Genomic DNA, 25,888 nt, shown 5'->3' on the forward strand with positions numbered 1-25,888 from the left:
AGATCTCCCAGCGCCCTCCGGCGTTCCTGCGCCCCAGGGGGCAGGTGCCGTCAGCCGGCGGTCGTCGGCAGCGGGGTCCGGCCCGCCCCGGCGGTCTCGGGGCCGACGGACGCGCGGCCGCCGTCCATGGCGCCGTCCGTCGGCACCGCATCCTGTGCGGGGACCTGGGCGAGAGCCGCGGCGGGCACGTCGGGGACGTCGTGGTCGTGCTCGTCGCAGGAGATGCGCAGGGCGTCCTCCGTGCGGAGCAGGTCACGGCCGCGGGTCTCGGGGACCAGGAAGGTCGAGGCGACGGTGATTGAGGCGAGCGTGCCCATGTAGACGGCGAGCACGGTCCAGTTGCCGCCGGTCCAGGCGAGCATCGCCGCGCCGAGCACGCCGGCGAGGCCGCCGGCGAGCACCGCGGAGATCTCGCGGGCCATGGCCACGCCGAGGTAGCGGTGCTTGGCGCCGAAGAGCTCGGGCAGCATCGCGCACTGCGGGCCGAGCATGGTGTTCACGGCGACGCCGATGCCGATCGCGATGACGGCGACCGCGACGCCCTCCCCCGCGGAGGAGAGCAGGTACCAGGCCGGGAAGGTGTAGGCGAGCATGAAGACGGCGCCGGCGCGGTAGACGGGCACGCGGCCGAACCGGTCGGAGAGGTGGCCGGAGAGCGGGACCGTGATCATGCCGATGAGCGCACCGATCGTGACGCCCCAGGTGACGGTGCCGCGGTCCATGCCGATCGCGGCGGAGGTCACGAAGGCGAGGGCGAGCGACTGGAACATGTAGCTGCCGCCGTTCTCCGCCATGCGCAGGCCGATGCCGACGACGACCCCGGCGCGGCCGCGGGTGAAGATCTCGCGCAGGGGACGCTCGGCGACCTGCTCGTGCTTCTCGAGGTGCACGAAGGTGGGGGTCTCGCGCAGGTGGGAGCGGATGAACAGCGCGATGATGATCAGCACGAACGAGGCGAGGAAGGGCAGGCGCCAGCCCCAGGCGAGGAAGGACTCCTCGGGCATGAGGGTGAGCAGGGAGAAGACGAGCGCGGCGAGGAGCGTGCCGCCCTGGATGCCGATGAACGGCAGGGCGGAGAAGAAGCCGCGGCGGCGCACGGGCGAGTACTCGGCCATGAGCACGGTGGCCCCGGCCTGCTCGGCGCCCGCACCGAGTCCCTGCAGGAGGCGGAGCACCACGAGCATGATCGGGGCGAGGTAGCCGGCCTGATGGAAGGTGGGCAGCACGCCGATGAGGGTGGAGGCGCCACCCATGAGCAGCACCGTGATCACGAGGACCCACTTGCGGCCCAGGCGGTCGCCGAGGGTGCCGAAGATGAGTCCGCCGAAGGGGCGGGCGACGAAGCCGACGCCGTAGATGCCGAAGGCGGCGACGGTGTTCATCGCGGGGTTGCCCTCGGGGAAGAACAGTGTGTTGAACACGAGCGCGGTCATGAGGCCGTACATCGCGAAGTCGAAGTACTCCATCGCGCTGCCGATGCTCGAGGAGAGCGTGGCGCGGCGGAGGTTCGCGGCGTAGTCAGCGGACGCAGCGGCGGCAGCAGGGTCCGTGGCGTCGGGCTGCGGGGCCCCCGTGGGGTGAGGGGAGTTCGTCGTCGAGCTCATGGCATCTCCTTCGATGCGACCGAAGCGGGCAAGGGCGTCGGATGCGGGCGGCGTGCGCCGCGGGTGACGCCCACTGTACTCAATTCTGAACGCTGTGCAACAGGTTGAACGAACGGGTTTCCTGTGGATCCACGGCCGCGACGCCGGAGGGCCGGCCGGAGGTCAGGACGGGCGGCGCGAGAGCGGGTTCGTGAGCTGGGCGGCGATCCCCACGAGGGCCTCGCCGATGCCCGCGACGGTGCCCTCGTCCGCCTCGGCGGCGCTGAGGGCGACGCCGACGGCCATGCGGGGGTCACCGGGCTGCCAGGGATCCAGGGGCGCGGCGACGCCGTGGACGCCGGCGAAGGACTCCCCGCGGTCGATCGCGTAGCCGCGCTCCCGGGCGGCGGCGATCTTCTCGCGCACCTGCTGCGGGGTGCGCACGGACAGCTCGGTGGAGGGCGTGAAGGTCGAGGCCCCGAGGACCTCCTCGACCTCGGCATCACCCATGGCGAGCAGCATGGCGTTGCCGACCGCGCAGTGCACGAGCGGCAGGCGCGAGCCGAGCGGCGTGCCGAGGCGCTCGCGGCGACCCTCGTGGCGGGCGAGGTAGATCGCGTCGGGCACGTCGAGCATGGCGACCTGCACGACCTGGCCGCGCAGCAGCGGATCCGCCTCGACGACGGCGTAGAACTCGCGCACCTGGTTGAACTGGGCGGCGAAGGCGCCGCCGAGCTCCGCGGTGCGCAGCCCCAGGCGGTAGCCGCTCTCGGCACGCTGGATCATGCCCTCCGCCTCGAGGGCCTGGCAGATGTTCGAGGCGGAGGACTTCGCGATCCCGAGGCCGCGGGCGACCTCGGAGAGGGTCAGCGGGGCGCCGGCGGCCTCGAGCGCCCGCAGCACCCCCATCGCACGGCTCACGGCGGGTGAGGGGTCGCGCCCCTCGGGGGTGGTGCTGGCGCTCATGGGCACTCCTGGTCGATCAGTAGAACTCGACGGTGTCCACCACGTTGCGCAGCTCCCGCCCGTCGAGGAAGCGGTCGAGGTTGTCCACGAACAGCCGCACGATCCGCTCCTCCTCGCGCGAGGACAGCGCCGCCGTGTGGGGGCTGACCAGGACACGGGGATGATCCCACAGGGGGCTCGACTCCGGCAGCGGCTCGGTCGCGAAGACGTCGAGGGCGGCGAAGCCCACACGGCCGTCCTCGAGGGCGGCGTGGAGCGCGACCTCGTCGATCACGGTGCCGCGGCCGACGTTCACCACGATCGTGCCGGGACGCAGGGCACCGAGCACCTCCTCGCCCACGAGGCCCTCGGTCGCGGCGGTGCCGGGCAGGGTCACGACGATCGCGTCCGCGCGGGCGGCCGCGGCGGCGAGGTCGTCGATCGCCACGAGCTCGTCGACGCCCTCGACGGCCTCGCCGCTTCGGGTCGTGCCGAGCACGCGCGCGCCCGCGGCGTGGAAGAGGGAGGCGCACGCGCGGCCGATGCCGCCGAGGCCCACGACGAGCACGGTCATCTCGTCGAGATGCTGCATCTCCCAGCGGTCGGTCCACTCGTGGGCCCGCTGCTGGGCGCCGAGGCGCGGGAGGGTCTTGGCTCCGGCGAGCACGCCGAAGAGGGCGAACTCGGCGAGCGGCCGGCCGTGCACGCCGGCGGTCGTGGTGAAGGTGATGCGGTCGAGGGCCTCGCGGTCGAGGCCGGCGGCGAGGACCTGCGAGCCGCCGCCGGCGGCCATGGCCTGCACCCAGCGCAGGCGCGGGTTCGCGGCGACGGTGCGGGCGAGCGCGGCGGGGTCGACGTCGGGCAGGGAGAAGAGCACGTCGGCGGAGTCCACCATCGCGTCGAAGGCGGCCTGCTGCTCGGCGGTGCGCTCGTGGGCGGGGTCGCCGGACCAGTCGGCCGGGCCGCGGCGGGGGCGGTAGAGCGCATGATCGCGGACGACCTCGACGCGGGGCTGCGCCTCCTCGATGCGGCGGCAGAGGTCCTCGGGGAGGTCCGTGGCGATGACGACGCGGAGCCGGTCGGTGGGCGCGGCGGCGCGATCACCGACGGCGGGGGCGGGAGAGGTGGTGGACACGGGAGCTCCTTCGCTCGGTCCTCTGCGGCGAGGCCGGTTCGGCAACAGGGTCGGCTCCACCCTAGCGCGTGTTCAACATATTGGACACTGTTCTACTGTTTGGTCTCGCGGTAACCTCGTGCCATGAGCCACGACGACGTCCTCCTCCCCGCCCCGACGCCCCAGCCGGTGTCACCCGCCTCCGCTCCGGACGGCCCGGCGCCGACGGTGGGCGTGCTGGGCCTCGGCGCCATGGGCCTGCCCATGGCCGAGCACCTCCTCGCCGCCCACGGCGCGCTCACGGTGAGCTCCCGTCGGCCTCGGCCCGAGCTCACCGACCAGGGCGCCGCCTGGGCCGCCACCCCGCGCGAGCTCGCCGCGGCCAGCACCGCCGTGCTCGTCATGCTCCCGGACCTCCCCGAGCTCGAGCCCCTGCTCGAGGGCGAGGACGGCCTGCTCGCCGGCGCGGGCGACCTCCTGCTCATGATCGGCTCCACCTCCTCCCCCGTCGCCGTGCGCGCCCTCGACGCGGACCTCCGCTCCCGCACCGACGGCCGCGTGCGGGTCGTGGACTGCCCCGTCTCCGGCGGCGAGGACGGCGCCCGCGCCGGCACCCTGTCGATCATGCTCGGCGGCGCCGAGGAGGACACGGCCCTCGCGGCCCGCCTGATCGCCCCCTGCGGCACTCCCGTGCGCCTGGGCCCGCTCGGCGCCGGCGAGGTCGCCAAGGCCTGCAACCAGCTCATCGTCGGCGCGACCGCGCTCGCCCTCGGCGAGGTGACCGTGCTCGCCGAGCGCAGCGGGATCGACCTCGAGACCCTCTTCGACGTGCTGGGCGGCGGCTACGCGGGATCCGCGTTCCTCCGGGCGCGCCGCGAGAAGTTCACGACCGGCGACGACTCCCCGAGCGGCGTCGCGAAGTACATGGTCAAGGACCTCCGCTTCGCGGCGGAGACTGCGGAGGCAACCGGCACCCAGGGCACTCTGCTCCCGGCCCTGCGCGCCGCCTACGACGAGCTCGTCGACGCGGGCCTCGGCGATCTCGACCTCGCGGCCACCCGCCGCTTCACCGCCGGTCGGTCCGGAGCCCGCGAGGAGGGCTGAGCGCGCCGCGCCAGCGGGGTCGGCGTTCGCGCAGGGCTCAGTGGTCGTCCGCGCGCAGCCGCTCCCGCTCGGCGCGACGCTGCGGACGCAGCCAGGACGGGTAGACCCACAGCGGCATGACGCTGCGATAGCCGGTCATGAGCAGAACTGCTCCCCAGAGGATGAGCTCCCCGATCACCGCGACCGGGATCAGCACGGACGCCTCGGTGCTTCGCGCGCTGTGGACGGACGTCACGGACGCCGACGGGCGGGCCTCCCCGTGGGGAGACCCGCCCGTCGGCGGAGGAGGGACCTCAGAGCATGCAGCTCACGCAGCCCTCGACCTCGGTGCCCTCGATGGCCATCTGCCGCAGGCGGATGTAGTAGAGGGTCTTGATGCCCTTGCGCCAGGCGTAGATCTGCGCCTTGTTGACGTCGCGGGTGGTGGCGGTGTCCGGGAAGAAGAGGGTCAGCGACAGGCCCTGGTCCACGTGCTTCGTGGCCTCGGCGTAGGTGTCGATGATCTTCTCGTAGCCGATCTCGTACGCGTCCTCGTAGTACTCGAGGTTGTCGTTCGTCATGTACGGCGCCGGGTAGTACACGCGGCCGATCTTCCCCTCCTTGCGGATCTCGATCTTGGAGACGATCGGGTGGATCGAGGAGGTCGAGCCGTTGATGTAGGAGATGGAGCCCGTGGGCGGCACCGCCTGCAGGTAGGCGTTGTACATGCCGTGCTTCTTCACGTCCTCGCGCAGCTGCGTCCAGTCCGCCGGGGTGGGCAGGTGCACACTCGAGGCCTCGAAGATCGCGCGGATCTTCTCGGTGCGGGGGACCCACTCGCCGTCGATGTACTTGTCGAAGTACTCGCCGGTGCCGTAGGCGGAGTTCTCGAAGTCGTAGAAGACCTCGCCGCGCTCCTTGGCGATCTCCATCGAGGCGCGGATCGCCTGGTAGGTCACCGCGTAGAAGTACATGTTGGTGAAGTCCAGGCCCTCCTCGGATCCGTAGTGGATCGCCTCGCGGGCGAGGTAGCCGTGGAGGTTCATCTGGCCCAGGCCGATCGCGTGGGACTTCCGGTTGCCCTCCGCGATGGTGGGCACCGACTCGATGTCCGAGGTGTCGGAGACGGCGGAGAGGCCGCGGATCGAGGTGGCGATGGTGCGGGCGAAGTCCGGGGAGTCCATCGCCTTGGCGATGTTCAGCGAGCCCAGGTTGCAGGAGATGTCGCGGCCCAGCTCGTCGTAGCTGAGGTCGTCGTTCATCGTGGACGGCGTGGCGACCTGCAGGATCTCCGAGCACAGGTTCGAGTGGGTGACCTTGCCGGGGATGGCGTTGGCCCGGTTCACCGTGTCCTCGAACATGATGTACGGGTAGCCGGACTCGAACTGCAGCTCGGCGAGGGTCTGGAAGAACTCGCGCGCCTTGATCTTCTTCTTCGCGATGCGCGGGTTGTCGACCATCTCGCGGTAGTTCTCGGTGACGTTGACGTCCGCGAAGGGCTTGCCGTACTCGCGCTCCACGTCGTACGGGGAGAACAAGTACATCGGCTCGTTCTTCTTCGCGAGCTCGAACGTGATGTCCGGGATCACGACGCCCAGGGAGAGGGTCTTGATGCGGATCTTCTCGTCGGCGTTCTCGCGCTTGGTGTCGAGGAAGCGCAGGATGTCCGGGTGGTGCGCGTGCAGGTACACGGCACCGGCGCCCTGGCGCGCGCCGAGCTGGTTCGCGTAGGAGAAGGAGTCCTCGAGGAGCTTCATCACGGGGATGACGCCGCTGGACTGGTTCTCGATGTGCTTGATCGGCGCGCCGTACTCGCGGATGTTCGAGAGCAGGAGGGCCACACCGCCGCCGCGCTTGGACAGCTGCAGGGCGGAGTTGATCGAGCGGCCGATCGACTCCATGTTGTCCTCGATGCGCAGCAGGAAGCAGGAGACGAGCTCGCCGCGCTGGGCCTTGCCGGCGTTGAGGAAGGTGGGGGTCGCGGGCTGGAAGCGGCCGTCGAGGATCTCGTCGACCAGGTCGCGGGCGAGCTGCTCGTCACCGCGCGCGAGGGCGAGGGCGACCATGAGGACGCGGTCCTCGAAGCGCTCGAGGTAGCGCTTCCCGTCGAACGTCTTCAGCGTGTACGAGGTGTAGTACTTGAACGCGCCGAGGAAGGTCGGGAAGCGGAACTTCTTCGCGTACGCCTGCTCGGAGAGCGACTCGATGAAGGAGAAGTCGTACTGGTCGAGCACGGCCTGCTCGTAGTACTCGTTCTCGACGAGGTAGTCGAGCTTCTCCTTGAGGGAGTGGAAGAACACCGTGTTGGGGTTCACGTGCTGCAGGAAGTACTCCCGCGCGGCGAGGCGGTCCTTGTCGAACTGGATCTTCCCGTCCGGTCCGTACAGGTTCAGCATCGCGTTGAGCGCGTGGTAGTCGAGCTGCTTGTGGTGCTCGACCGCTGGCATCTCGGTCAGTGTCGCCAAAACTCTTCCAATCCGTCGTGCACCCGCTGCACGTCGCGCGGCGTGCCCAGGAGTTCGAACTTGTACATGTGGGGGACCTGGCACTTGGCGGAGATGATGTCCCCCGCCAGGCAGTAGGTCTCGCCGAAGTTGGTGTTCCCCCCACCGATCACGCCCCGGATCAGGGTCCGGTTGCGCTGGTCGTTGAGGAACTTGATGACCTGCTTGGGGACGGCTCCGCGGCCGTTGCCCCCGCCGTAGGTCGGGACCATGAGGACGAACTCCTCGTCCATGACGAGGGGCTCCTCCTTGGGGTAGAGCGGGATCCGCTGCGCGGGGAGCCCGAGCTTCTCGACGAAGCGGTGGGTGTTGCCCGACACCGAGGAGAAGTAGACGAGGGCGGACACGCCTTCCTCCCTCCGGGTCGTCAGACGGCGGCGGTGCGGCGCGGCGCCGCGGCGCCGGCCGAGGCGACGACCGCCTTGATCTTGTCCGGGCGGAAGCCGGACCAGTGGTCCTCACCGGTGATGACGACGGGGGCCTGCACGTAGCCGAGCGACTTGATGTGCGCGAGGGCCTCGGCGTCCTCGGTCACGTCGACGACGTCGTAGGCCACGCCGGCCTTGTTCAGGGCGCGCTTGGTGGCGTCGCACTGGACGCAGAGGGGCTTGGAGTACACGGTGATGTCCACGGGAAGAGGGCCTTTCTCGAGCGCCGCGCCGAGGCGGCGCGAGGAGCGGTGTTCATGCGGTGAGCGGGGTGGGATCCCTCCGGCGAGGCCCCCTGATCAGGGGCCCGTCCGGCGGTTCTGCGGTGGATCACCGCGACCTCTCCAACACTACACCTAGTGGTGCCCGGCTGGGGAGACCACAAGATGTACTGAACTACATGTCTGTCATCCACAGCACTCCTGTGGAGGGGATGTGGATGGCGGGGGACGGCGGTGGACGAGGACGACAGCGCGCCGCCCACCACGCACGAACCCCGAGGATGCGGGCCCTGAGGGCCTGTGGACGGGGGTCCGGGCGGCCCTCCGCCGGTGGGGACGGACCCCTCCGGGAGCAGCACCCCGGGGCTCGACGTGAGGTCCGTCGCCCGGCGAGGATCGTGATCCGCTCGGCGTGTCCCGGCGTGTCGTCCCCCGGGCTCCCCCGGCCGTCCCCAGACCGTCCCCAGCACGCCCGCCGACGGCGCGGGGCCGACACGTCGCAGGGCGCCGCACCCGGGGGTGCGGCGCCCTGTGACGGTGTGGGGAAGGTGCCCGGTCAGCGGCCGGCGTCCGGCGCGGACCCCTCCCCCGTCGACGGCTCGGCGGCATCGGAGGCGGGGCCCTCGGCGGATCCGGCGGCGGCCGGGGGCCAGCTCGAGCGGATCGGACCGGTGGACTCGTGCGGGAGCGCGGGATCCTCGGACGACGAGGAGGCGGCGACGTCGTCCCCGACCGGCTCGCCCTCGACCGGCTCACCCTCGCTCGGCACGCCCTCGACGGACCAGGCATCGACGATGCCGTCGGTGCGCGTGGACGGCTCGGCCTCGCTGGAGAGGTCCGGGAGGACCTCGGTGGGCTCGCCCGCGAGCGGGGACGGCTCCGACGGGAGCACGACGGGCTCCGCAGGAGCAGGGGGCTCGGCAGGCTCAGCAGCCTCGGTAAGCTCGGCAGGCTCCGTGACGGTCGAGGCGGCAGCGGCGGGGGCGACCACCTCGATCCCGGTCCCCTCCTCCGCGGCCACCGGGGCGTCGGCCTCCGGCTCCTCCTTCTCCACGACCGCGTCGATGTCGCGGCCGTCGGCCTCGACGATCGCGGCGAGCACCTTGCGCAGGAGCGCCACCTGCTGCTGGGCGGAGGCGGGGCCGGAGATCGGCGCCTCGCCCTTCTCGACGAAGGCGTGGAACGCCTCCCACATCGACTCCGCCGAGCCCAAGCCCGCGACGGTCGCGACCTCGGTGACGACGCCGGACTTCTTCTCCCGCAGGTGCAGGGTGGAGCGGCGGTCCCCGTGGGAGGGGGCGAACAGCTCGAGGTCCAGGCGCTTGCGCGCGGAGAGGATCTGCAGGGTCTCGGAGTACTCGGGGGCGAAGGGCAGGTAGTGCCACACGAGGTGCACGTGCGCGCCGCCCTCGAGCTCGCCGAGCAGCTCGATCGAGCCGGGGATGACGCCCTTGGGCCAGTGGCGCACGGCGGTGAGCTCGGTGAGCGGGCCGTAGACGGACTCGATGACGGAGAGCTGATGGGCCACGCCCGTCAGCAGACCCTTGACGTAGAGGTCGCGGTCGCGCTGGGTGGCGCTCTCGCCGCTGCCGGCGACCACTGCCTCCTGCAGGGCGTTGCGGCGCTCGCTGCGCTGCTCCGCCGGCAGGTCGTAGGCCGAGGTGGTGACGTGGGCGCCGCCGAACAGCGGCTGGCTCGCAGGCATGAGGACCCGGTGCTCGATCATCCGCACGTCCTTGACGGCGATCTGCTCGGCGATGCGCCCCACGGAGTCGTCGTACTGCTGGGGGTACGCCATCATCACGAGGTTCCGGCCGGTCATCCGCTCGAAGTCCGCGATCTTCGCGATCTCCGCGGCGGAGTAGCCCAGCGGCGGCTCCACGAGCACGGGCACACCGCGGCGCAGGAGCTGCAGGAGGTCGTCGACGTGGAGACCGTCGGTGGACAGCAGTGCGGCGTCCACGGTGATCGCGCGAGAGCGGATCGCGTCGACGAGCTCGCCGACGGTCGCGTACCGCTTCTCCGCGGCGATGCCCCAGACCTCCGCGGACTCGCGGCGCCGACGCTCGGAGTGGTCCACCAGCGCGGTGACGGCGAAGCGGTCCCAGCGCCGTCGCAGCACCGGCAGATGGACCGCCTGGGCCATCGTCCCGGCGCCGATGACGGCGATGTTCAGGGTCTTGGGCATGTCGGGGGAGCTCCTCGGGCTGGGCGGGGCGGGCGCCCGGACCGCGTGCGGTCGCCGTGGGGCCTCACCGGCCCGGGGCGCCGCGCACGGCCGGCGCGGGCGCTGCGCCTGTTCTACCACACACACCGGGGCCCTCACGGGGCGGTCCCGCACGGCCCGGGAGCGCCCGCGGCGGTACGGTGTCCCCGATCGTCGACCCCTCCTGGAGGTACCGTGCCCACCGCGTTCTACTACGGGGCCCGCGCCCTGGTGCGCCCCTATGTCCGCCTGTTCTGGAAGCCCCGCGTGACCGGGCTCGAGAACGTGCCCCGGGAGGGCGGGTACGTCATGGCGGCGAACCACCTCGCCAACGTCGACTCCTTCCTCATCCCGGTCGTGTTCGACCGCGAGGTCCACTTCGTCTCCAAGGACGACTTCTGGAAGAAGCCCGGCCTCAAGGGCTGGATCCTCAAGACCTTCTTCGAGCAGGTGGGCGCGGTGCCGCTGGACCGGGAGGCGCTCTCGAGCGGCAAGGGCGCACTGCAGGCGGGCCTCGAGGTGCTGCGCGAGGGGCACGGGTTCGGCATCTACCCCGAGGGCACGCGCTCCAAGGACGGCCTGCTGCACCCGGGGAAGCAGGGCGCGGCATGGCTCGCGATCGAGTCCGGCTGCCCGGTGGTGCCGGTGGGCGTGAAGAACACCCCGTCGATCTTCTCCGTCCCGTGGCGGAAGGTGCGCGGCACGGTGTCCGTGCGCGTGGGCCGTCCGATCGAGGTCGCCGAGATCGATCCGAGCCTGAGCAAGGGCGCCCGTCGCCGCCTGCTGACGGCACGGATCATGGACGAGATCCAGAAGCTCTCCGGCCAGACCCGCTCCGACGTCGTCCTCCCCGACGCCGAGGTCTGAGCCCGGCTCCCGCGGCTCCGGCGGGAAGGGAGCGGACCCCGGACCGCCCGCCCCCGCGCACGCCGTAGGATCGGGGCAGATCGCGCACCGTCGCGGCGCCCCGGTCCCCGAGCAGCACCCCAGGAGTGGTCATGGCAGTCGTCGTCGGATTCATCCCCACCGACGTGGGGTTCGCGGCGCTCGACGCGGCCCGCACCGAGGCGGAGCGCCGCGGCGGCCCGCTGATCCTGGTCAACGTGGTGCGCGACGGCGTCGAGGACGATCCCCGGCACGCCGACGAGGGACAGCTGGACATCGCCGCCGATCACCTGCGCGGCGCCGCGGTGCGCGTGGAGGTGCGCCAGGAGCGCACGGAGGACGACATCGCCGACGTGCTGCTGCAGGTCGTCGAGCAGGAGCGGGCCGAGCTGCTCGTGCTCGGGATCCGCCGGCAGCGGGAGCTGGGCCGGCACCTCATGGGACTGACCGTGCAGAAGCTGCTGCTCTCCTCCCCCTCCGAGGTGCTCGTCATCTGAGCGCCGGACCCTGACGAACGCGAGCGGCCCGCCTCCTTCCGGAGGCGGGCCGCTGCGCGTCGGGCCGTGAGGTCAGATCACTCGTCGACGGGATCGGCGCCGGGGACCTGCTCCTCCAGGCCGGCCTTGACCGCCGCCTCGATCGCCGCACCGACCTCCTGGTCGATGTTCTTCCAGTACTGGAAGGCGTTCGAGAGCACGGGCTCCTGGACCGTGGAGAGGGCACCGGAGACGGTCTCCACGAGACGGCCGCGCTCGGCCTCGTCCATGACCTCGCGGATCAGGGTGTGCGCCTGACCGAAGTCGTCGTCCTCCGCGTGCAGGGAGTAGGCGGAGCGCACGAGCGCGCCGTCGGCCTCCCAGCCATTGTCCACGGGCCCCTGCGCCTCCTGGTAGGCGCGACCGAAGGAGTTCGGCGCGTACACCGGGGCGTCACCGCTGTGCAGGAACTCCATCGCGCCCTCCTTGTCGTAGGAGTTCGTGTCCACGAGCGGGCGGTTCACGGGCAGCTGGTTGAAGTTCGTGCCGAGGCGGTTGCGCTGCGCGTCCGGGTAGGAGAAGACGCGGCCCAGCAGCATCTTGTCCGGGGAGACGCCGGTGCCCGGCACGGTGTTCGAGGGGCTGAACGCGGCCTGCTCGATCTGCGCATAGTGGTTGGTGGGGTTCTGGTTCAGCGTGAACCGGCCCAGCGGGATGCGCGGGTAGTCCTTCTTCGACCAGGTCTTCGTGAGGTCGAAGGGGTTGAAGCGGTAGTCCTTCGCCTCGTCGTAGGGCATGAGCTGCACCTCGACGCGCCAGGACGGGAACTCGCCGCCCGCGATCGCGTCGAAGAGGTCGCGACGGTGGTAGTCCGCGTCGGAGCCCGCGAGCTCGCCGGCCTCCTCGTTGGTGAGGAACTCCAGGCCCTGCTCGGTGAGGAAGTGGTACTTGACCCAGAACTTCTCGCCGGCCTCGTTGACCCACAGGTAGGTGTGGGAGGAGTAGCCGTTCATGTGACGCCAGGACTTGGGCAGGCCGCGATCGCCCATGAGGTAGGTGACCTGGTGGGCGCTCTCCGGGGAGAGGGTCCAGAAGTCCCACTGCATGGTGTTGTCGCGCAGGCCGGAGTCCGGGAGGCGCTTCTGGCTGTGGATGAAGTCGGGGAACTTCATCGGGTCGCGCAGGAAGAAGATCGGGGTGTTGTTGCCGACGATGTCGAAGTTGCCCTCGCCGGTGTAGAACTTCAGCGCGAAGCCGCGCACGTCCCGCCACGTGTCGGGCGAGCCCAGCTCACCGGCGACGGTGGAGAAGCGGGCCAGCATCGGGGTCTTCGCACCCTTCTGGAAGAGCCCGGCCTTCGTGTACTGGGAGAGGTCCTCGGTGATCTCGAGCTCGCCGAAGGCGCCGGAGCCCTTCGCGTGGGGGCTGCGCTCCGGGATGCGCTCGCGGTCGAAGCGAGCGAGCTTCTCGACGAGGGCGACGTCGTGGAGGAGCAGGGGGCCGTCGGCGCCGACGCTGAGCGAATGGGCGTCGCTCTCGCGGGGGGCGCCGGATTCGGTGGTCGAGGGCAGCGACGAATCGTGGTGGGCCGTGGGATCCAGGTGGGTCATGGGCTTCTCCTTCGGTCGGACGGTGGTCGGGAAGGGCTGCCCCGGAGGGCAGGTCTGTGGGGCGGCGCTCAGCCGCGGGGGGTGGCGCCTGCGGGGGCGGCGGCCGGGGGAGCGTCCACGGAGCGCTCGCTCCGACAGCGGGTGCACACACCGCGGTAGACGACCTCGGCGACCTCGATCTCGAAGCCGTGGTCCTCCTGCGGGGTGAGGCAGGGGGCGTGGCCGACGGCGCACGGGACGTCCTCCAGCCGGCCGCACCGCGTGCAGACGAGGTGGTGGTGGTTGTCGTGGCGGTGCATCTCGTAGAGCATGCTCCGGCCTCCCACCGACACCCGACGCAGGATCTCCGCCTCGGTGAGGGCGCCGAGGATGTCGTAGACGGCCTGACGGGAGATGGTGCCGAGGGTCGAGCGCACGGACTGCGCGACCGCGTCGGCATCGGCGTGAGGCAGCTTCTCGACGGCCTCGAGCGTGGCCAGCCGTGGCGCCGTCACCCGCAGTCCCGCGGCGCGCAGGGCGGTGGAGTGGTCAGCGGTGGACATGACCCCGACTGTACCCAGCTCTCTGGACTTGATCAAGAAACGGGCATCTTCCAGACAGCGGCGTTCATCCACAGTCCCGACACAAACTTCGATCAGACTTCTATCAGCATTACCCTTGCCGAGTGATCGAGCACACACCACGACCCGTCGGGGCCTCCGCACGCCCCCGCACGGGGCCGGGTGCGGACTCCCCCGACGGCCGGGACGCGCAGGCGGTGAGCAGGCTCCCGCGCCTCGACAGCCGCGCCGCGGCGGTCGTCGTCACCCTCCTGCTGCTCGGCGGCACGCTCCCCGTGGCCGACGGCATGGGCCCCGCCTCCCTCGCCGTCGCCGGCGCGCTCAGCGTCTCCGGCGGCCTCGCCCTGCGCCGCCCGGTCACCGCCGCGGCTCTCACGGGCGGCGTCCTCACGCTCGCCCTGGGACTCGGCCCCGCGCACATCGGCACCGGCATCCTCGCGAGCCCGCTCGCGATCGCCGCCCTCGCCGCGCACGGCCGCCCCCGTCTCGCGGTCGCGGTCGCGCTGTGGCACGTCGCCTCGCCCGCCGCGGCCGAGGTGCTGCGCGGCGTGCACCTCGACGTCGTCCTCGCCCAGACGATCGGCTGGATGACGCTCCAGGTGGCCGCCCTGCTGGGCGGCAGCTGGGGCCGGGCGCAGGTGCAGCGCGAGGTCGCCGAGCGTGCTCGGGCCGAGTCCGAGCTCGCCGAGCAGCGCCGCGCGATCGCCCGCGAGCTCCACGACACCGGGGTCCGGGCGATGGCCCGCGTCGTCATGCTCGCCGAGTCCGCCCCGCGGGAGCCGGGCGAGCAGCACCGGGCTCCCCTGCGCCGGATCTCCGCGACCGCGCGCGAGGGCACGGACCAGCTGCGCTCGCTCCTCGAGGAGCTGCGCGAGGAGCAGGCCGGCCTCGCCTCCGCCACGTCACCCGCCGTCGCCACCCGGGGGACCCCGTCCCCCACGGTCGCCGAGGAGGCCCCGCTCGCGGAGGCGCTCGAGACGCTGCGCGGGCGGCTCGCCGGCGACGGCTTCACCGTGCACCTCCACGCCGCGGGCGCCGAGGCGATCCCGGGTGGGCCGGGTGCCGTGGTGCGCCGCTGCCTCACGGAGATCGAGGAGAACGTGCTGCGCCACGGTGACCGCGAGGCCCCCGTCGCGATCCTCGTCGAGATCGAGGACGCCCCGGATCACGCCCCGCGCGCCGCCACGGCTCCGCCCGGCCTCGGGGCGGGCGTCGACATCATCGTCCTGAACGCGGTGGACGACGACCGGCCCACCGCGCTCTCCGGCGGCCACGGCCTGACCGGCATCACCGAGCGCCTCGCCGCGGTGGGCGGCACCCTCCACACGGAGCGCGACGGCCGCATGTTCCTCACCCGTCTCGCGATCCCGGCGCTCACGGACGCCGCCTGATGCCGCGCAGCGCCTCCTCCCCCGCCCCGAGCACCCGGGTGCTCGTGTGCGACGACGACCCGATCGTGCGGGAGGCGCTCGCGGCCTACCTGGACCGGGAGGAGGACCTCGAGGTCGTCGCCGTCGAGGAGACCGCGGAGGCCGCCCTCGCGCGCATCGAGGAGCTCGAGCCCGAGGTCGTGCTCATGGACCTCGTCCTGCCGGGCATGGACGGGATCGCCGCCACGTCGGCGATCGTCGAGCGCCGACCGCACACCTCCGTGCTCGTGCTGACCACCTTCGGCACCGAGGATCAGGCCCGCGCCGCGCTCGGCGCGGGCGCCGCCGGGTTCCTCCTGAAGACGACCACGGCGACGGCCATCGTCGCGGCCGTCCGCGCCGCCCGACAGGAGGCGGTGACGGTGCTCTCGCCGGTCATCGCCGCGAACATCGCCGCCGCAGCGCCCACCGATCCCGAGGACCGGGACGCCGACGGCGACGCCGCCGCGGCCCTGGGCCTCAGCGAGCGCGAGCAGGAGGTGCTCGCCGCCGTGTGCCGGGCGAGCTCGAACGCTGAGATCGCCCAGGAGCTCGGCGTCACCGAGTCCACCGTGAAGTCGCACGTCACCGCGCTGAACGCGAAGCTCGGATGCCGGTCGCGCGTCGCGCTGACGGTGCGCGCCTTCACCTCGGGCCTTGTGGCCCTGCCTCCCGACCGCCGCGAGCAGGGCGGCCGGGACTGATCACCCGACCACCGCTCCGCGCCGCGTCAGGAGGACGCACCGCCCGGACGCCGCCGAGGCATGGGGGCGGGACGCGAGGGTGCCGAGCTGACAAGGATGCACGGCCCTCGCCCTGCGATGCATGAGGACCCTCCTCAGGATAGGACGCCGCGTGAGCGCTCGACGGGCCCTAAGGCCCTGTCGGGAGTTGCCCTGACCGGTACTTTCGAAGTATCCGAAGCGGAGTTACCGCCCTCGGTCACCTCTCAAGGAGTCCGTTGTGACCGCATCCCCGACCCCCACCATCCCCGCCTCCACCACTCAGGCTCTCCACACCGAGCCGTCGCCCTGGGGCTTCACCGCACTGGGAATCGTTCGGATCCTCCTCGGCTTCACCTTCCTGTGGGCGTTCCTGGACAAGCTGTTCGGTCTGGGCTTCTCGACTCCCGCGGAGAGGGCGTGGCTCAACGGCGGCTCCCCCACCTCAGGATTCCTGGGCGGGTCGATCGAGGCAGGTAATCCGTTCGCCGGATTCTGGACGTTCTGGCTGAGCCTGAACCCCTTCACCGACGCCCTCTTCATGCTCGGCCTGCTCGGCATCGGCGTCGCGCTGCTGCTCGGCATCGGCATGCGCATCGCCGCCGTGAGCGGCACGGCCATGTACCTGCTGATGTACCTGGCGGCGTTTCCGATGACGACGAACCCGCTCTACGACGACCACGTCATCATGGCGGCGGTGCTCATCGCCATGGCCGGCCTCGCCGCGGGTGACCATGTGGGCCTCGGTCGCCGGTGGCGGAGGCTGGTCAGGGGCAACTCGTTCCTGATCTGACCTCATCGCACTCGCGGGGCGTGCTCCGCTCTCCTCACGGAGGGTGGGGCACGTCCCTGCGTCTGCGGTCAGTGTCGACGGGGAGACCATGGGCGTCCGAGACGCGCCCGGGCGAGCGCCGGCAGTTCGGGCCGTGGGGCTCAGGACGGCGAACCGTGGTCCATCTTCAGCACCCAGTCATGATGGAACGCGCACAGCGGAACTCGTCGGAAGCCGTCGGCGTAGGGCAGCTCGACCTCGGCGACGGCGCGGTTCTCACAGGTGAAGAACCTGCACCGGCCGGCCTGCTCGTGACGGGTGTCGGTGACGTCCATCGGGTCCGGGATCATGGTCGGCGACGATGCTTCGCGATGATGTCCCAGTAGTCAGCGCCGTCGAGCTCCTGGACCGTGCCCTCAGGGGCCCGTCGGATCAGCTCGTCGACGATCGCGTCGATGTCGAAGTCGGCGGGGTCGTGCGAACCTTCGCTGCTGCGTGCGTCGATGGCCTGGGTGACGGCCAGCGTGAGTTTCTCTCGGTCCATGTCGGCCTCCTGGGGTCGCGTGGCGTCGAGGCTACTGCCATCACGAGCTGTCCGGCTCCGGCGAGGGCGGGATCGACCGGGCGGTCGACCGACCGCCATCCGGGCGGCCCGACCCCAGCCGGCACCTGAGCAGGCATCAGCCCGACCCCACGTCGACGAGGTCCGAGCTGCTCCCGCGGTGCCCGTTGGCCGTCGCCGCCATCGCCTTCGCGATCGGCGCCTCGCCGCTCACCGACGACAACCCCGCCCTCGAGATCCTGCTGATCGGCATATCGGTCGCACTGCTCGTCCTGGTGGCGGCATCGGTCGTGCGACGCCGCCGTCGACGCTCGCGCACCACCCGCCGCGCACACAGCCGCTGTTGACGGTCGCGAGGGCGCCCTCACTCCCGACGGGACGGTGGAGGCCTGCACGCATCCCGGGAGGCCGAGGGTGCGTCGCACGGTCTCGCCTGCGAACCCCCTGGACCAGACGAACACACGACGAGCGCGAACGACCCCCACGGCGCACACACCGTGGGGGTCGTCCCGGGTCCTGACCTGTGGAGCCGCCTGCCGGAATCGAACCGGCGACCTATTCATTACGAGTGAATCGCTCTACCGACTGAGCTAAGGCGGCGTCACCGCCGATCACGGCGGACCGGATCACTGTAGGCGACTCCCGGCCCCCGGCGCAAAACGCCGGGGCGGATCCCGCCGCAGGTCACACCCGGCGCCGCGCGGGGTCAGCAGCGGGTGCCCTCCGCGGGGGTGGTGCCCTCGAGCAGGTAGGCGTCCACCTGTTCCTCGATGCAGCCGCCCGAGCGGCCGTAGGCGGTGTGCCCGTTGCCCTCGAAAGTCAGCAGCACGCCCGAGGAGAGCTGGTCGGCGAGGGACTCGGCCCACGTATAGGGGGTGGCCGGGTCGCCGGTGGTGCCGATGACGACGATCGGGGCGGCGCCGTCGGCCGTGACGGGGGCGGGCTCGCGCACCGGCTTCTCGGGCCAGTAGCCGCAGGTGGTGGCGGCGTAGGAGAAGGAGGAGCCCCACACCGGGTCGTCCTTCGCGAGCTGCTGCGCGAGGGCGGTCTCCTCCTCCTCGCTCGCGAGACCCGGGCGGTCCAGGCAGTTCACGGCGGTGATGGCCTCGTTGCCGTTTCCGCTGTAGCTGCCATCCCGGTTGCGGCTCGCGGACTGGTCCGCGATGTTCAGCAGGATCTGGCCGTCCCCGTCGAGCGCGGCGGCGATCCCCTCACGGCCGTACTGCCAGGAGCTGTCGTCGTACATGAGCATGAGCACGGCGGAGCGGGCGAGGGCGCCGGTGAGCGGGCGATCCGGGTCGTCCGTGGGCAGTGGGTCCGACTGGGCCTTCTCGAACAGGTCCAGGAGCTGCTGGGCGGCGGCGTCGACGTCGCCGGTGAAGGGGCACTCGCCTTCTCCCTGCTTCAGGCAGTCCTCGAGGAAGGTGCGGGTGGCCTGCTCGAAACCGCCCGCCTGGCCGGCGCTGAAGTCGTCCGCGGTGAGCGTCGGGTCCACGGCGCCGTCGAGCACCATCCGCCCCACACGCTCGGGGTAAAGGCCCGCGTAGGTCGAGCCCAGGAAGGTGCCGTAGGAGTAGCCGAAGTAGTCGAGCTGCTCGGAGCCGACGGCCGCGCGGAGCACGTCCAGGTCCCGCGCCGAGGAGGCCGTGTCGAGGTACGGGAGCAGCTCAGCGGAGCCGGGATCGTCCGCGCAGCCCTCGGCGAGGCGCTCGACCCACGGGTGCTGCGCCCGCTCGCCGCCCTCGGTGAGGAGGTCGAAGGAGTCGGCGCGCATCTGGTCGAGGTCCTCGTCGGTGAGGCAGTCGATGCCCTGGGAGCGGGCGACGCCGCGCGGGTCGAAGCCGACCACGTCGTAGGAGGCCATGACGTCGGCGGAGAAGTACGCATCCGCCTGGGCGGCCATGTCCACCCCGGACCCGCCGGGGCCGCCGGGGTTGACGACGAGCGAGCCCTTCGCGTCGACGGTCGCGCCCTGCCGGGCGACGGCGAGCTCCACGTCCCCGGCGGAGGGGTCGTCCCAGGCGAGCGGCACGGTGAGGGTGCCGCACTCGAGCCCGACGGAGCCGCTCACGTCCTCGCAGGCGCCCCAGTCGATCTGCTGGTCGTAGTACTGCGCGTAGGCCGGGTCCGAGGCCGGGTCGACGTCGAGATCCGCGGCGTGGGAGGTGCCCAGGTCCGCGAGCTCCGCGGCGGCCGTCCCGGTGCTCGCGGCGCCCTGGTCCGCGCCGCCGTCGGACGCGTCGGCCCCGTCGGACCCCCCTCCGGGGGTGCAGCCGGTGACCGCGAGGAGCGCGGCGGCGGCGAGCACGCCGAGCCGGGCGAGGGGGCGGCGGGACGCGGGGAGGGTGCTGCTCATGGAGGCTCCTGCGCGCCGGCGGGGACGAGCCGGCGCAGTCGACGGGCGAGGGACGGGCGGGGGACGAGCGGGGGTCGGGTGGGTGTCGGGACGGTCGCGAGGACCGTCCTGCGGGCCCGCACATCCTAGGGCGCCGGGCGCGCCGCACCGCTCTCAGCGCCGATAGGCTGGGCGGATGGACGAGCTGGGGATGCCGGTCAGACGCCGGTGGCAGGAGGTGGGCCTCGCCCTCCTCGTCCTCCTCGAGACCATGCTGACCTTCGTGCTGCGCACCGGGCGCGCCGATCTCCTGGCCTGTGCGGTGACGCTCGTGCTCGGCGCCGCCCTGCTGTGGCGCTGGCGCCGCTGGACCTGGCTGCTGCCGCTCGTGCTCGCCCTCAACGCCCTGGCCGGCTCCCTCGTGGTGATGGTCGTGGGCACCTACGCCTACGCGACGCGCAGCGCCTCGCGGCTGCGCACGGTGCTCATCGCGGCCGTCGCGGGGGTCGCGGGCGCGATGCCCACGCTGTTCCTCGGCGACACGATGCTCTCGGTGACCGGTGCGCTCACGAGCGTGCTCGTCGTCGCGGCGGCGACCGCGACGGGCATGTACACCGCGACCCGGCGCCTGCTGCTGGGGCAGCTGCGCCAGCGCGCGGAGCAGGCGGAGTCCGGTCGCGGCCTCGCGGAGGAGCAGGCCCGTCGGGCCGAGCGCACCCGCATCGCCCGCGAGATGCACGACATCGTCGCCCACAAGATCTCCCTGGTCGCCCTGCAGGCCGGCGCCCTCGAGGTGAACCCGAACCTCGAGCGGGAGCAGGTGCAGGCCTCCGCCGGGCTCATCCGGCAGACCGCCGCCGCCGCGCTCAACGAGCTGCGGGAGGTGCTCGGCGTGCTCCGCGGCGACGGCGAGGAGGCGCCGCTCGCCCCGCAGCCCACCTGGGAGGACGTGCGCGCCCTGGTCGCCGGCTCCCGCGAGGCGGGGATCAGCGTGGAGATGTTCGACTTCATCGACGACCCGGTGCCGGACGCCCTGGCGCGCACCGCCTACCGGGTGGTGCAGGAGGGGCTGACGAACATCCACAAGCACGCGCGGCTCACCGACTCCCGGGTGGCGCTCATCGGCGAGCCCGGGACCGAGCTGATCATCGAGGTCAGTAATGTTCTTCCCCAGGGGTTCACCTCGGATCTGCCGGGCGCCCGCATGGGCCTGTCCGGGATCGAGACGCGTGTGCTGCACGCGGGAGGGACCATCACCTCCGGCCCCACCGACGACGGACGATTCGAAGTGAGGGCGGTGATCCCATGGCCGGCGACGTGACCCGCGTGGGACTGATCGACGACGACTCCCTGGTGCGCGCCGGGCTGGCCATGATCCTCGGCGCCGATCCCGGGATCGAGGTGGTGGGCGAGGGCAAGGACGGCTCCGAGGCCGTGACCCTCGTGCACCGCCACCGGCCCGACGTGCTGCTGATGGACGTGCGGATGCCGCAATTGGACGGCATCGCCGCGACGAAGGCGGTCGTGGCGCTCGCGGAGGCGCCGAAGATCATCATGCTCACCACCTTCGACATGGACGAGTACGTCTTCCAGGCGCTCGAGGCGGGGGCCAGCGGGTTCCTGCTCAAGGACACGCCGCCGCAGGACCTCGCCCGCGCGGTGCACGTGGTCGCGGGCGGCGAGGCGATGCTCGCGCCGACGGTCACCAAGCGGATGCTCTCGCACTTCTCGGAGGCGAACCCGGGCTCCCGCCAGGACCGCCACCCGGGGCTGGACCAGCTCACGGAGCGCGAGACGGAGGTCCTGGGCGCGGTGGGCGCGGGGCTGTCGAACGCGCAGATCGGCATGCGCCTGTTCATGAGCGAGGCGACCGTGAAGGCGCACGTCTCGAAGATCTTCGCGAAGCTCGACTGCACCAACCGCGTGCAGATCGCGATCATCGCCCACGAGGCGGGGCTCAGCGACCTCGACGTCGACCTGCCCGACTGAGCCGTCACGGGGCGGCCCGGGTCTCAGCCCCAGCCGAGCTCGTGGAGCCGCTGCTCGCTGAGGCCGAAGAGGTGCCCGAGCTCGTGCAGCACGGTGACCGCGATCTGCCGCACGAGGTCCTCGCGGCTGCGGGCGTGACGCTGCAGGGGCCCGCGGTAGACGAAGATCCGGTCCGGCTCGCGGAAGCCGTCGAACACGCTGCGACGGTCCAGGGGGATGCCGACGTACAGGCCCAGCAGCTCGGTGCCGTCGCCGCGCGGCTCCGGCTCCTCCTCGACGAGGATGACGACGTTGGACTCCGCGATGGTGCGGGCGATCTCGTCCGGCAGCGAGTCGAGGGCGTCGTCCACCGCCTCCTCGAAGTCCGCGCGGCTGATCTCGATCATGCCGGTATCGAACCACGCACGGCTCCGGAGCGGCTGGACGGGTAGCGTGCCGCCCATGGGACAGGCGGAGCGCGCACGGGAGCGCACGGCCGCGGCGGTCGCGGCCGCGAGGGCCGTCGTCGCCCGCTGCGCGGTCCTGCCGTCGGATCCTGGGTCCGGCACCCTGGGGTCGCTGCGCGCGGAGGTGCTGCACGACTCCAACACGGTCACCGTGCTCGTGCATCCGGCGGGCGTCGTCGCGCGGACGGTGCCGCTGCCGCCCGATCCCGAGGCCACCGTGGCGCGGCTGCAGGCGGAGATCGACCTCGCCCTGTCCCTCGCGGCGGCCGGGGCGCCGATGGCCCTGCCCGATCCGCGCACGCCGCCGCGCGTGCAGGTCGAGGGGTCGTGGGCGGTGACGCTTTGGGAGCACGTCCCGGGGCCGACGGCCGAGCACGCGGATCCCGCCGTGGTGGCGGAGGCCCTCTCCCGCCTCCATGCGGCGATGCGGGACGCGGCCCTCCGCGCCCCGCGCTACACCGACCGGGTGGCCGAGGCGCGGACGCTCCTCGCCGATCCCGCCCGCTCCCCCGCGCTGCCGCCGGCGGAGCGCATGCTGCTGCGGGAGGCCCTCGACGGCGCCGAGCGGCGGGTGCTCGCGCGCGGCGCCGCCGAGCAGCTCCTGCACGGCGAGCCGCACCCGGGGAACCTCGTCCTGGGACCGGACGGCCCGCGGGTGATCGACCTCGAGACCTGCTGCCGCGGGCCCGTCGAGTTCGATCTCGCGCACGCCCCGCCCGAGGTCGTCGCCCACTACCGGGGTGCGGACCGCGAGCTCGAGGCGGACTGCCGCACCCTCGTGCTCGCGATCGCCGCCAGCTGGCGCTTCGACCCCGAGGACCGTTTCCCCGATGGCCGTGCCTGGGCCGCGGAGCGGATCGCCGAGCTGCGCGCGCGGCTGAGCGACCTGCCCGCGGGCACCTCGCACCCTGCTCGCCCCTGGGCTCTCCCCATGGACACGACAGCGCACTGGGTGGCGGCGACCCGCGAGGACGGGGAGACCGTGGGTCACCTCGAGCCCCTCGACGAGGACTTCGAGCTCGTGCAGCCCCGATCCCTGCTCGGCCATCCCGTGGGCGCTCCCACGGACTACTGCGCCGCCGAGGAGCGGCTCGTGGAGCGCGGGATCGGCGAGCTCGCGGGCGTGTGGACGCTCGACGCGGGCACGGCGCAGGCGCTGCACCGCGTGGGCATCGTCGAGCTGTCCCGGGACGGGATCATCGTCGCCGACGCCCTCCTCACCAAGGCCCTCTCCCCCACGGCGCGGCACCGGATCCCCTGGCCGGACCTCGAGGGACGGCTGCGGCCCGAGGACTGAGGCCGGGACCCTGCGCGATCGGGCCCCGGACACGACCTGGCCAGGACACGACGAAGGCCCCCTGCATTGCAGGGGGCCTTCCGTGGTGGCTCCGACCGGCGTCGATCCGGTGACCTTTCGATTTTCAGTCGAACGCTCTACCAACTGAGCTACAGAGCCGTGGCCGTCAGGCCGTGGTCGCGGGGCGACCGAGGAACAGACTAGCAGGGCTCACGCCCCGCTCCCAACCGACGGCCGACGATGTAAGGCACACCACCCTCACGGACTCGACGGTCGCCCCGCGCCGGCCCGTCGGGTGCCGGTCCAGGGTCAGCCGAGGGTCACGAGGGCCTTGCCGAGGTTGTCCCCGCGCAGCATGCCGACGAACGCCTCCGGCGCCCGGTCCAGGCCCCGGGTGACGTCCTCCGCGTAGCGCACGGAGCCGTCCTGCACCCAGGCGGTCATCTCCCGCAGGAAGTCCTCGTGCATCTCCTCGCGGAACTCCCGCTGGATGAAGCCGCGCAGGGTCAGGCTCCGCGAGAGCACCTGCCCCAGCAGCTGCCCCGAGCGGTCCGGCCCCTCCGGCAGCGAGGTGGCGCTGTACTGGGCGGCGAGGCCGCACACGGGCACACGAGCGTACTCGTTCAGCAGCGGCAGCACGGCGTCCCACACGGCGCCGCCCACGTTCTCGAAGTACACGTCGATGCCCCGCGGGGAGGCGGCCGCGAGGCGGTCCGGGAGGTCCGGGGCGCGATGGTCGAGGGCCTCGTCGAAGCCGAGGCCGCGCAGGTGCTCGACCTTGCGCTCGCCGCCGGCGATGCCGATCGCCCGGGCGCCGCGCAGGCGGGCGATCTGGCCGACGGCGGAGCCGACGGGCCCCGCGGCCGCGGCGACCGCGAGGGTCTCGCCCTGCTGGGGCTTGCCGATCGCGCGCAGGCCCGCATAGGCGGTGAAGCCGGGCATGCCGAGCACGCCGAGGGCGGTGGTGACGGGGGCGACGGCCGGGTCGATGCGTCGCAGCGTCGCGGCGGGCTCGACGCTGTACTCCTGCCAGCCGCCGTAGCCGAGGACGATCTCGCCGGGCGCGAGGCCCTCCGCCTCCGAGGCGACGACCTCGGCGACGGTCGCACCGACGATGACGTCCCCGATCTCCATGGGGGCCGCGTAGGAGCGGGCGTCGCTCATGCGCCCGCGCACGTACGGGTCCAGCGAGATGTGGAGGGTGCGCAGCAGCGCCTCCCCCGGGCCGGCGACGGGCAGCGGGGCGGAGTCGTGGACGAAGTCCTCCGGCGCGGGCACGCCGTGGGGACGGGAGGCGAGACGGATCCGGTGGTTGACGGGGGTGCTCATCCCTCGACCCTACGACCTCCCCGGGCATGCAGAAGGCCCCGGAGTGATGCTCCGGGGCCTTCTGTGCGCGGCGACCCTGACCGGACTTGAACCGGCGACCTCCGCCGTGACAGGGCGGCGCTCTAACCAACTGAGCTACAGGGCCATTCGTCGTTCCGCCTCGCGGCCTCTCGACTCGGATAACTCTACCGGACGTCCGTGGGGGGTCATGACCACTTTTGCTGTGACGCCCCTCGCAGTCCTACGAGCAGTACCCCCAACGGGATTCGAACGGATCGCATCGCGACGTACACGGTGACGGTGATGCTCCCGGACCCGCTGATCCATTCGATCGACGAGCTCGAGCTGAACCAGTCCGTGAGCGTCCGCAACGCGGGGAACACTCGCTCCTACCCTCGGGTGACCATGGTCGGCCCGACGGCCGCTGGGCCGAAGATCTCGATCGGCTCGTGGTCCGTGACGGCGCCACGTGCTCTCACTGACGGGGAGACGTTCATCGTCGACACCAGGCAGCAGGACCTCTTTATCGGTGGCTCGCGGGTCTTCCCGATCCTGACGGACTTCGGGTCCATCTCGACGGGCGACACGGTCACGATCCGCACGGACCGCGGTACTGGCACGGCGGAGGGGGTCTCGGCGTGGATCTGAAGGCGTGGATCGTCGAGGCCACCACGGGTGACGTCGTCACGCAGGTGCTGCTCACGCGCGGGTCGACGGCGGACTCGATGCTCGGCGGCAACACATCCGGCGGGGCGGGGTCGGTCGCCGACGGCGGGACCGTGGCGACCAACGACCGGACGTCCCTGTGGAAGCGGGGCCGGATCCGCTTCGTGCGCCCCTTCTACGGCGTCACCACCGACGACGTGAAGACCATCCAGAAGGCCGCGGGGGTCACCGCCACCGGGGCCATCGACGCGGCGACCGTCGCCGGCGTGAAGCGCCTGCAGACCGCCGCCGGCCTCACCGCCGACGGGTTCCCCGGGCCGACGACCATGTCCGCCCCCACCCTCGGCACCGGGGGTGGCGGCGCGTCCGTCGCGAAGCCGGTCACGTCCTCGAAGCTCGCCGTGGACGGGGTCTTCGTCGTCGCGTCGGCGAAGGCGCTCGAGGGACATCTCGGTCTCAAGCAGGACGGCGCCCTCGACGCCGCCGACATCCGCGCCTGGCAGAAGCATGAGGGCACGTTCGTCGACGGTGTGATCGACGGGCAGGTGAAGGCGATCGACACGGCCTTCCCCGCGATCAAGGACTCCGTGATCAAGCGCGGCGGCGGCGGCGGATCCAACCTCCTCCGCGCCGTGCAGCGGAACCTGAGCGTGAAGCCGGTCGACGGATACGGCGACGCAGACCTCGCCAAGGCCATGCAGCGCGCGATCAACACCGACCCCGGCGCGTTCAAGAAGCGGGGGTGA

General features: G+C 72.2%; 27 protein-coding genes and 3 tRNA genes. 12 read left to right on the plus strand and 18 right to left on the minus strand.

Translation table 11 applies throughout. From position 1 onward, the window contains the following. Positions 1-50 precede the first annotated feature (50 nt). The 3 genes from ACYVAP_RS01730 to ACYVAP_RS01740 all read right to left on the minus strand — a co-directional run bounded on the left by ACYVAP_RS01730 (position 51) and on the right by ACYVAP_RS01740 (position 3,663). Entirely contained in the window at positions 51-1,604 is a 1,554-nt protein-coding gene (locus tag ACYVAP_RS01730; protein ID WP_498859267.1) for an MFS transporter, read from the minus strand. 162 nt (positions 1,605-1,766) lie between these two features. Then, a complete protein-coding gene (locus ACYVAP_RS01735) occupies positions 1,767-2,549 on the minus strand; it encodes an IclR family transcriptional regulator (RefSeq protein WP_498859268.1) in 783 nt (260 codons plus the stop codon). A gap of 16 nt (positions 2,550-2,565) precedes the next feature. Further along, complete coding sequence (locus ACYVAP_RS01740; protein ID WP_498859269.1) at positions 2,566-3,663, minus strand: D-2-hydroxyacid dehydrogenase; 1,098 nt, start codon at positions 3,661-3,663, stop codon at positions 2,566-2,568. 123 nt (positions 3,664-3,786) lie between these two features. On the opposite strand from ACYVAP_RS01740, the gene ACYVAP_RS01745 reads away from it, so the two are divergent. Next, positions 3,787-4,746: an NAD(P)-dependent oxidoreductase gene (locus ACYVAP_RS01745; RefSeq protein ID WP_498859270.1), complete on the plus strand. Its 960-nt coding sequence runs from the start codon at positions 3,787-3,789 to the stop codon at positions 4,744-4,746. 37 nt (positions 4,747-4,783) lie between these two features. Here ACYVAP_RS01745 and ACYVAP_RS01750 read toward each other — a convergent pair whose 3' ends face one another. The 5 genes from ACYVAP_RS01750 to ACYVAP_RS01770 all read right to left on the minus strand — a co-directional run bounded on the left by ACYVAP_RS01750 (position 4,784) and on the right by ACYVAP_RS01770 (position 10,066). Further along, positions 4,784-4,942, minus strand: coding sequence for a hypothetical protein (locus tag ACYVAP_RS01750; protein WP_498859271.1), 159 nt, complete (start codon positions 4,940-4,942; stop codon positions 4,784-4,786). A 97-nt stretch (positions 4,943-5,039) separates the two neighbouring features. Continuing rightward, positions 5,040-7,172, minus strand: coding sequence for a class 1b ribonucleoside-diphosphate reductase subunit alpha (nrdE, locus tag ACYVAP_RS01755; RefSeq protein WP_264451510.1), 2,133 nt, complete (start codon positions 7,170-7,172; stop codon positions 5,040-5,042). Positions 7,173-7,177: 5 nt separating this feature from the next. Beyond that, complete coding sequence (gene nrdI / locus ACYVAP_RS01760; protein ID WP_103384852.1) at positions 7,178-7,576, minus strand: class Ib ribonucleoside-diphosphate reductase assembly flavoprotein NrdI; 399 nt, start codon at positions 7,574-7,576, stop codon at positions 7,178-7,180. Positions 7,577-7,596: 20 nt separating this feature from the next. Next, entirely contained in the window at positions 7,597-7,860 is a 264-nt protein-coding gene (nrdH, locus tag ACYVAP_RS01765; protein ID WP_168198047.1) for a glutaredoxin-like protein NrdH, read from the minus strand. A 574-nt stretch (positions 7,861-8,434) separates the two neighbouring features. Beyond that, positions 8,435-10,066 (minus strand): Gfo/Idh/MocA family protein, encoded by a 1,632-nt coding sequence (locus ACYVAP_RS01770; RefSeq protein ID WP_498859272.1) that lies wholly within the window; start codon positions 10,064-10,066, stop codon positions 8,435-8,437. 213 nt (positions 10,067-10,279) lie between these two features. Between ACYVAP_RS01770 and ACYVAP_RS01775 the strand changes: the two genes are divergently transcribed. Next, entirely contained in the window at positions 10,280-10,951 is a 672-nt protein-coding gene (locus tag ACYVAP_RS01775; RefSeq protein ID WP_137770028.1) for a lysophospholipid acyltransferase family protein, read from the plus strand. A 131-nt stretch (positions 10,952-11,082) separates the two neighbouring features. Further along, positions 11,083-11,466 (plus strand): universal stress protein, encoded by a 384-nt coding sequence (locus tag ACYVAP_RS01780; protein WP_498859273.1) that lies wholly within the window; start codon positions 11,083-11,085, stop codon positions 11,464-11,466. 77 nt (positions 11,467-11,543) lie between these two features. Here ACYVAP_RS01780 and ACYVAP_RS01785 read toward each other — a convergent pair whose 3' ends face one another. Together ACYVAP_RS01785 and ACYVAP_RS01790 are read right to left on the minus strand one after the other, a co-directional pair. Then, positions 11,544-13,055, minus strand: coding sequence for a catalase (locus tag ACYVAP_RS01785; RefSeq protein WP_343904369.1), 1,512 nt, complete (start codon positions 13,053-13,055; stop codon positions 11,544-11,546). A gap of 68 nt (positions 13,056-13,123) precedes the next feature. Then, positions 13,124-13,597 carry a Fur family transcriptional regulator gene (locus ACYVAP_RS01790; RefSeq protein ID WP_137770025.1) on the minus strand — a complete coding sequence of 158 codons (474 nt, stop codon included), beginning with the start codon at positions 13,595-13,597 and terminating at the stop codon, positions 13,124-13,126. 122 nt (positions 13,598-13,719) lie between these two features. On the opposite strand from ACYVAP_RS01790, the gene ACYVAP_RS01795 reads away from it, so the two are divergent. From ACYVAP_RS01795 to ACYVAP_RS01805, 3 genes are all read left to right on the plus strand, one after another. Continuing rightward, entirely contained in the window at positions 13,720-15,006 is a 1,287-nt protein-coding gene (locus ACYVAP_RS01795; protein WP_498859274.1) for a sensor histidine kinase, read from the plus strand. Then, positions 15,006-15,728, plus strand: coding sequence for a response regulator transcription factor (locus ACYVAP_RS01800; RefSeq protein WP_498859275.1), 723 nt, complete (start codon positions 15,006-15,008; stop codon positions 15,726-15,728). Before ACYVAP_RS01795 ends, ACYVAP_RS01800 begins: the two co-directional genes overlap by 1 nt. Before the next feature lie 259 nt (positions 15,729-15,987). Beyond that, positions 15,988-16,539 carry a hypothetical protein gene (locus ACYVAP_RS01805; protein ID WP_137770022.1) on the plus strand — a complete coding sequence of 184 codons (552 nt, stop codon included), beginning with the start codon at positions 15,988-15,990 and terminating at the stop codon, positions 16,537-16,539. 140 nt (positions 16,540-16,679) lie between these two features. On the opposite strand, the gene ACYVAP_RS01810 is transcribed toward ACYVAP_RS01805, so the two are convergent. Further along, the gene (locus ACYVAP_RS01810; protein WP_168198046.1) at positions 16,680-16,853 is read right to left on the minus strand and encodes a hypothetical protein; all 174 of its coding nucleotides are present in this window, start codon (positions 16,851-16,853) and stop codon (positions 16,680-16,682) included. Positions 16,854-16,864: 11 nt separating this feature from the next. Next, complete coding sequence (locus tag ACYVAP_RS01815) at positions 16,865-17,062, minus strand: hypothetical protein (protein WP_264451882.1); 198 nt, start codon at positions 17,060-17,062, stop codon at positions 16,865-16,867. A 185-nt stretch (positions 17,063-17,247) separates the two neighbouring features. Between ACYVAP_RS01815 and ACYVAP_RS01820 the strand changes: the two genes are divergently transcribed. Next, on the plus strand, positions 17,248-17,427 hold the full coding sequence (locus tag ACYVAP_RS01820) for an LPXTG cell wall anchor domain-containing protein (protein WP_498859276.1): 180 nt from the start codon (positions 17,248-17,250) through the stop codon (positions 17,425-17,427). Positions 17,428-17,604: 177 nt separating this feature from the next. Here the strand turns inward: ACYVAP_RS01820 and ACYVAP_RS01825 are convergent. Together ACYVAP_RS01825 and ACYVAP_RS01830 are read right to left on the minus strand one after the other, a co-directional pair. Next, positions 17,605-17,680: transfer RNA gene (locus tag ACYVAP_RS01825), tRNA-Thr, on the minus strand. A gap of 106 nt (positions 17,681-17,786) precedes the next feature. Beyond that, positions 17,787-19,436 carry an alpha/beta hydrolase gene (locus ACYVAP_RS01830; protein WP_498859277.1) on the minus strand — a complete coding sequence of 550 codons (1,650 nt, stop codon included), beginning with the start codon at positions 19,434-19,436 and terminating at the stop codon, positions 17,787-17,789. A 175-nt stretch (positions 19,437-19,611) separates the two neighbouring features. Here ACYVAP_RS01830 and ACYVAP_RS01835 point away from each other — a divergent pair, with 175 nt between their 5' ends. Together ACYVAP_RS01835 and ACYVAP_RS01840 are read left to right on the plus strand one after the other, a co-directional pair. Continuing rightward, positions 19,612-20,736: a sensor histidine kinase gene (locus ACYVAP_RS01835; protein WP_498859278.1), complete on the plus strand. Its 1,125-nt coding sequence runs from the start codon at positions 19,612-19,614 to the stop codon at positions 20,734-20,736. Then, on the plus strand, positions 20,721-21,404 hold the full coding sequence (locus tag ACYVAP_RS01840; RefSeq protein WP_498859279.1) for a transcriptional regulator: 684 nt from the start codon (positions 20,721-20,723) through the stop codon (positions 21,402-21,404). The genes ACYVAP_RS01835 and ACYVAP_RS01840 overlap by 16 nt, the downstream gene beginning before the upstream one ends. A gap of 23 nt (positions 21,405-21,427) precedes the next feature. Here ACYVAP_RS01840 and ACYVAP_RS01845 read toward each other — a convergent pair whose 3' ends face one another. Next, positions 21,428-21,790 carry a metallopeptidase family protein gene (locus ACYVAP_RS01845; protein WP_498859280.1) on the minus strand — a complete coding sequence of 121 codons (363 nt, stop codon included), beginning with the start codon at positions 21,788-21,790 and terminating at the stop codon, positions 21,428-21,430. A gap of 55 nt (positions 21,791-21,845) precedes the next feature. Here ACYVAP_RS01845 and ACYVAP_RS01850 point away from each other — a divergent pair, with 55 nt between their 5' ends. Further along, positions 21,846-23,147, plus strand: coding sequence for a phosphotransferase (locus ACYVAP_RS01850; RefSeq protein ID WP_498859281.1), 1,302 nt, complete (start codon positions 21,846-21,848; stop codon positions 23,145-23,147). Positions 23,148-23,230: 83 nt separating this feature from the next. On the opposite strand, the gene ACYVAP_RS01855 is transcribed toward ACYVAP_RS01850, so the two are convergent. From ACYVAP_RS01855 to ACYVAP_RS01865, 3 genes are all read right to left on the minus strand, one after another. Then, positions 23,231-23,306 (minus strand) — tRNA-Phe (locus tag ACYVAP_RS01855). A 150-nt stretch (positions 23,307-23,456) separates the two neighbouring features. Continuing rightward, positions 23,457-24,476, minus strand: coding sequence for an NADP-dependent oxidoreductase (gene curA / locus ACYVAP_RS01860; protein WP_498859282.1), 1,020 nt, complete (start codon positions 24,474-24,476; stop codon positions 23,457-23,459). 71 nt (positions 24,477-24,547) lie between these two features. Continuing rightward, a tRNA-Asp gene (locus tag ACYVAP_RS01865) sits at positions 24,548-24,621 on the minus strand. A 158-nt stretch (positions 24,622-24,779) separates the two neighbouring features. On the opposite strand from ACYVAP_RS01865, the gene ACYVAP_RS01870 reads away from it, so the two are divergent. Beyond that, positions 24,780-25,124, plus strand: a complete 345-nt coding sequence (locus ACYVAP_RS01870; protein ID WP_498859283.1) for a hypothetical protein — start codon at positions 24,780-24,782, stop codon at positions 25,122-25,124. After that, positions 25,115-25,888 carry a peptidoglycan-binding domain-containing protein gene (locus tag ACYVAP_RS01875; RefSeq protein WP_498859284.1) on the plus strand — a complete coding sequence of 258 codons (774 nt, stop codon included), beginning with the start codon at positions 25,115-25,117 and terminating at the stop codon, positions 25,886-25,888. Before ACYVAP_RS01870 ends, ACYVAP_RS01875 begins: the two co-directional genes overlap by 10 nt.

This window comes from Brachybacterium horti, assembly GCF_054777615.1.

Coding starts and splice junctions, on each gene's coding strand:
- ACYVAP_RS01730 (WP_498859267.1), bottom strand. CDS start 1,604: ATGAGCTCGACGACGAACTCCCCTCACCCCACGGGGGCCCCGCAGCCC.
- ACYVAP_RS01735 (WP_498859268.1), bottom strand. CDS start 2,549: ATGAGCGCCAGCACCACCCCCGAGGGGCGCGACCCCTCACCCGCCGTG.
- ACYVAP_RS01745 (WP_498859270.1), top strand. CDS start 3,787: ATGAGCCACGACGACGTCCTCCTCCCCGCCCCGACGCCCCAGCCGGTG.
- nrdE (WP_264451510.1), bottom strand. CDS start 7,172: ATGCCAGCGGTCGAGCACCACAAGCAGCTCGACTACCACGCGCTCAAC.
- ACYVAP_RS01770 (WP_498859272.1), bottom strand. CDS start 10,066: ATGCCCAAGACCCTGAACATCGCCGTCATCGGCGCCGGGACGATGGCC.
- ACYVAP_RS01780 (WP_498859273.1), top strand. CDS start 11,083: ATGGCAGTCGTCGTCGGATTCATCCCCACCGACGTGGGGTTCGCGGCG.
- ACYVAP_RS01785 (WP_343904369.1), bottom strand. CDS start 13,055: ATGACCCACCTGGATCCCACGGCCCACCACGATTCGTCGCTGCCCTCG.
- ACYVAP_RS01790 (WP_137770025.1), bottom strand. CDS start 13,597: ATGTCCACCGCTGACCACTCCACCGCCCTGCGCGCCGCGGGACTGCGG.
- ACYVAP_RS01800 (WP_498859275.1), top strand. CDS start 15,006: ATGCCGCGCAGCGCCTCCTCCCCCGCCCCGAGCACCCGGGTGCTCGTG.
- ACYVAP_RS01810 (WP_168198046.1), bottom strand. CDS start 16,853: ATGGACGTCACCGACACCCGTCACGAGCAGGCCGGCCGGTGCAGGTTC.
- ACYVAP_RS01815 (WP_264451882.1), bottom strand. CDS start 17,062: ATGGACCGAGAGAAACTCACGCTGGCCGTCACCCAGGCCATCGACGCA.
- ACYVAP_RS01830 (WP_498859277.1), bottom strand. CDS start 19,436: ATGAGCAGCACCCTCCCCGCGTCCCGCCGCCCCCTCGCCCGGCTCGGC.
- ACYVAP_RS01835 (WP_498859278.1), top strand. CDS start 19,612: ATGGACGAGCTGGGGATGCCGGTCAGACGCCGGTGGCAGGAGGTGGGC.
- ACYVAP_RS01840 (WP_498859279.1), top strand. CDS start 20,721: ATGGCCGGCGACGTGACCCGCGTGGGACTGATCGACGACGACTCCCTG.
- ACYVAP_RS01845 (WP_498859280.1), bottom strand. CDS start 21,790: ATGATCGAGATCAGCCGCGCGGACTTCGAGGAGGCGGTGGACGACGCC.
- ACYVAP_RS01850 (WP_498859281.1), top strand. CDS start 21,846: ATGGGACAGGCGGAGCGCGCACGGGAGCGCACGGCCGCGGCGGTCGCG.
- curA (WP_498859282.1), bottom strand. CDS start 24,476: ATGAGCACCCCCGTCAACCACCGGATCCGTCTCGCCTCCCGTCCCCAC.
- ACYVAP_RS01870 (WP_498859283.1), top strand. CDS start 24,780: ATGCTCCCGGACCCGCTGATCCATTCGATCGACGAGCTCGAGCTGAAC.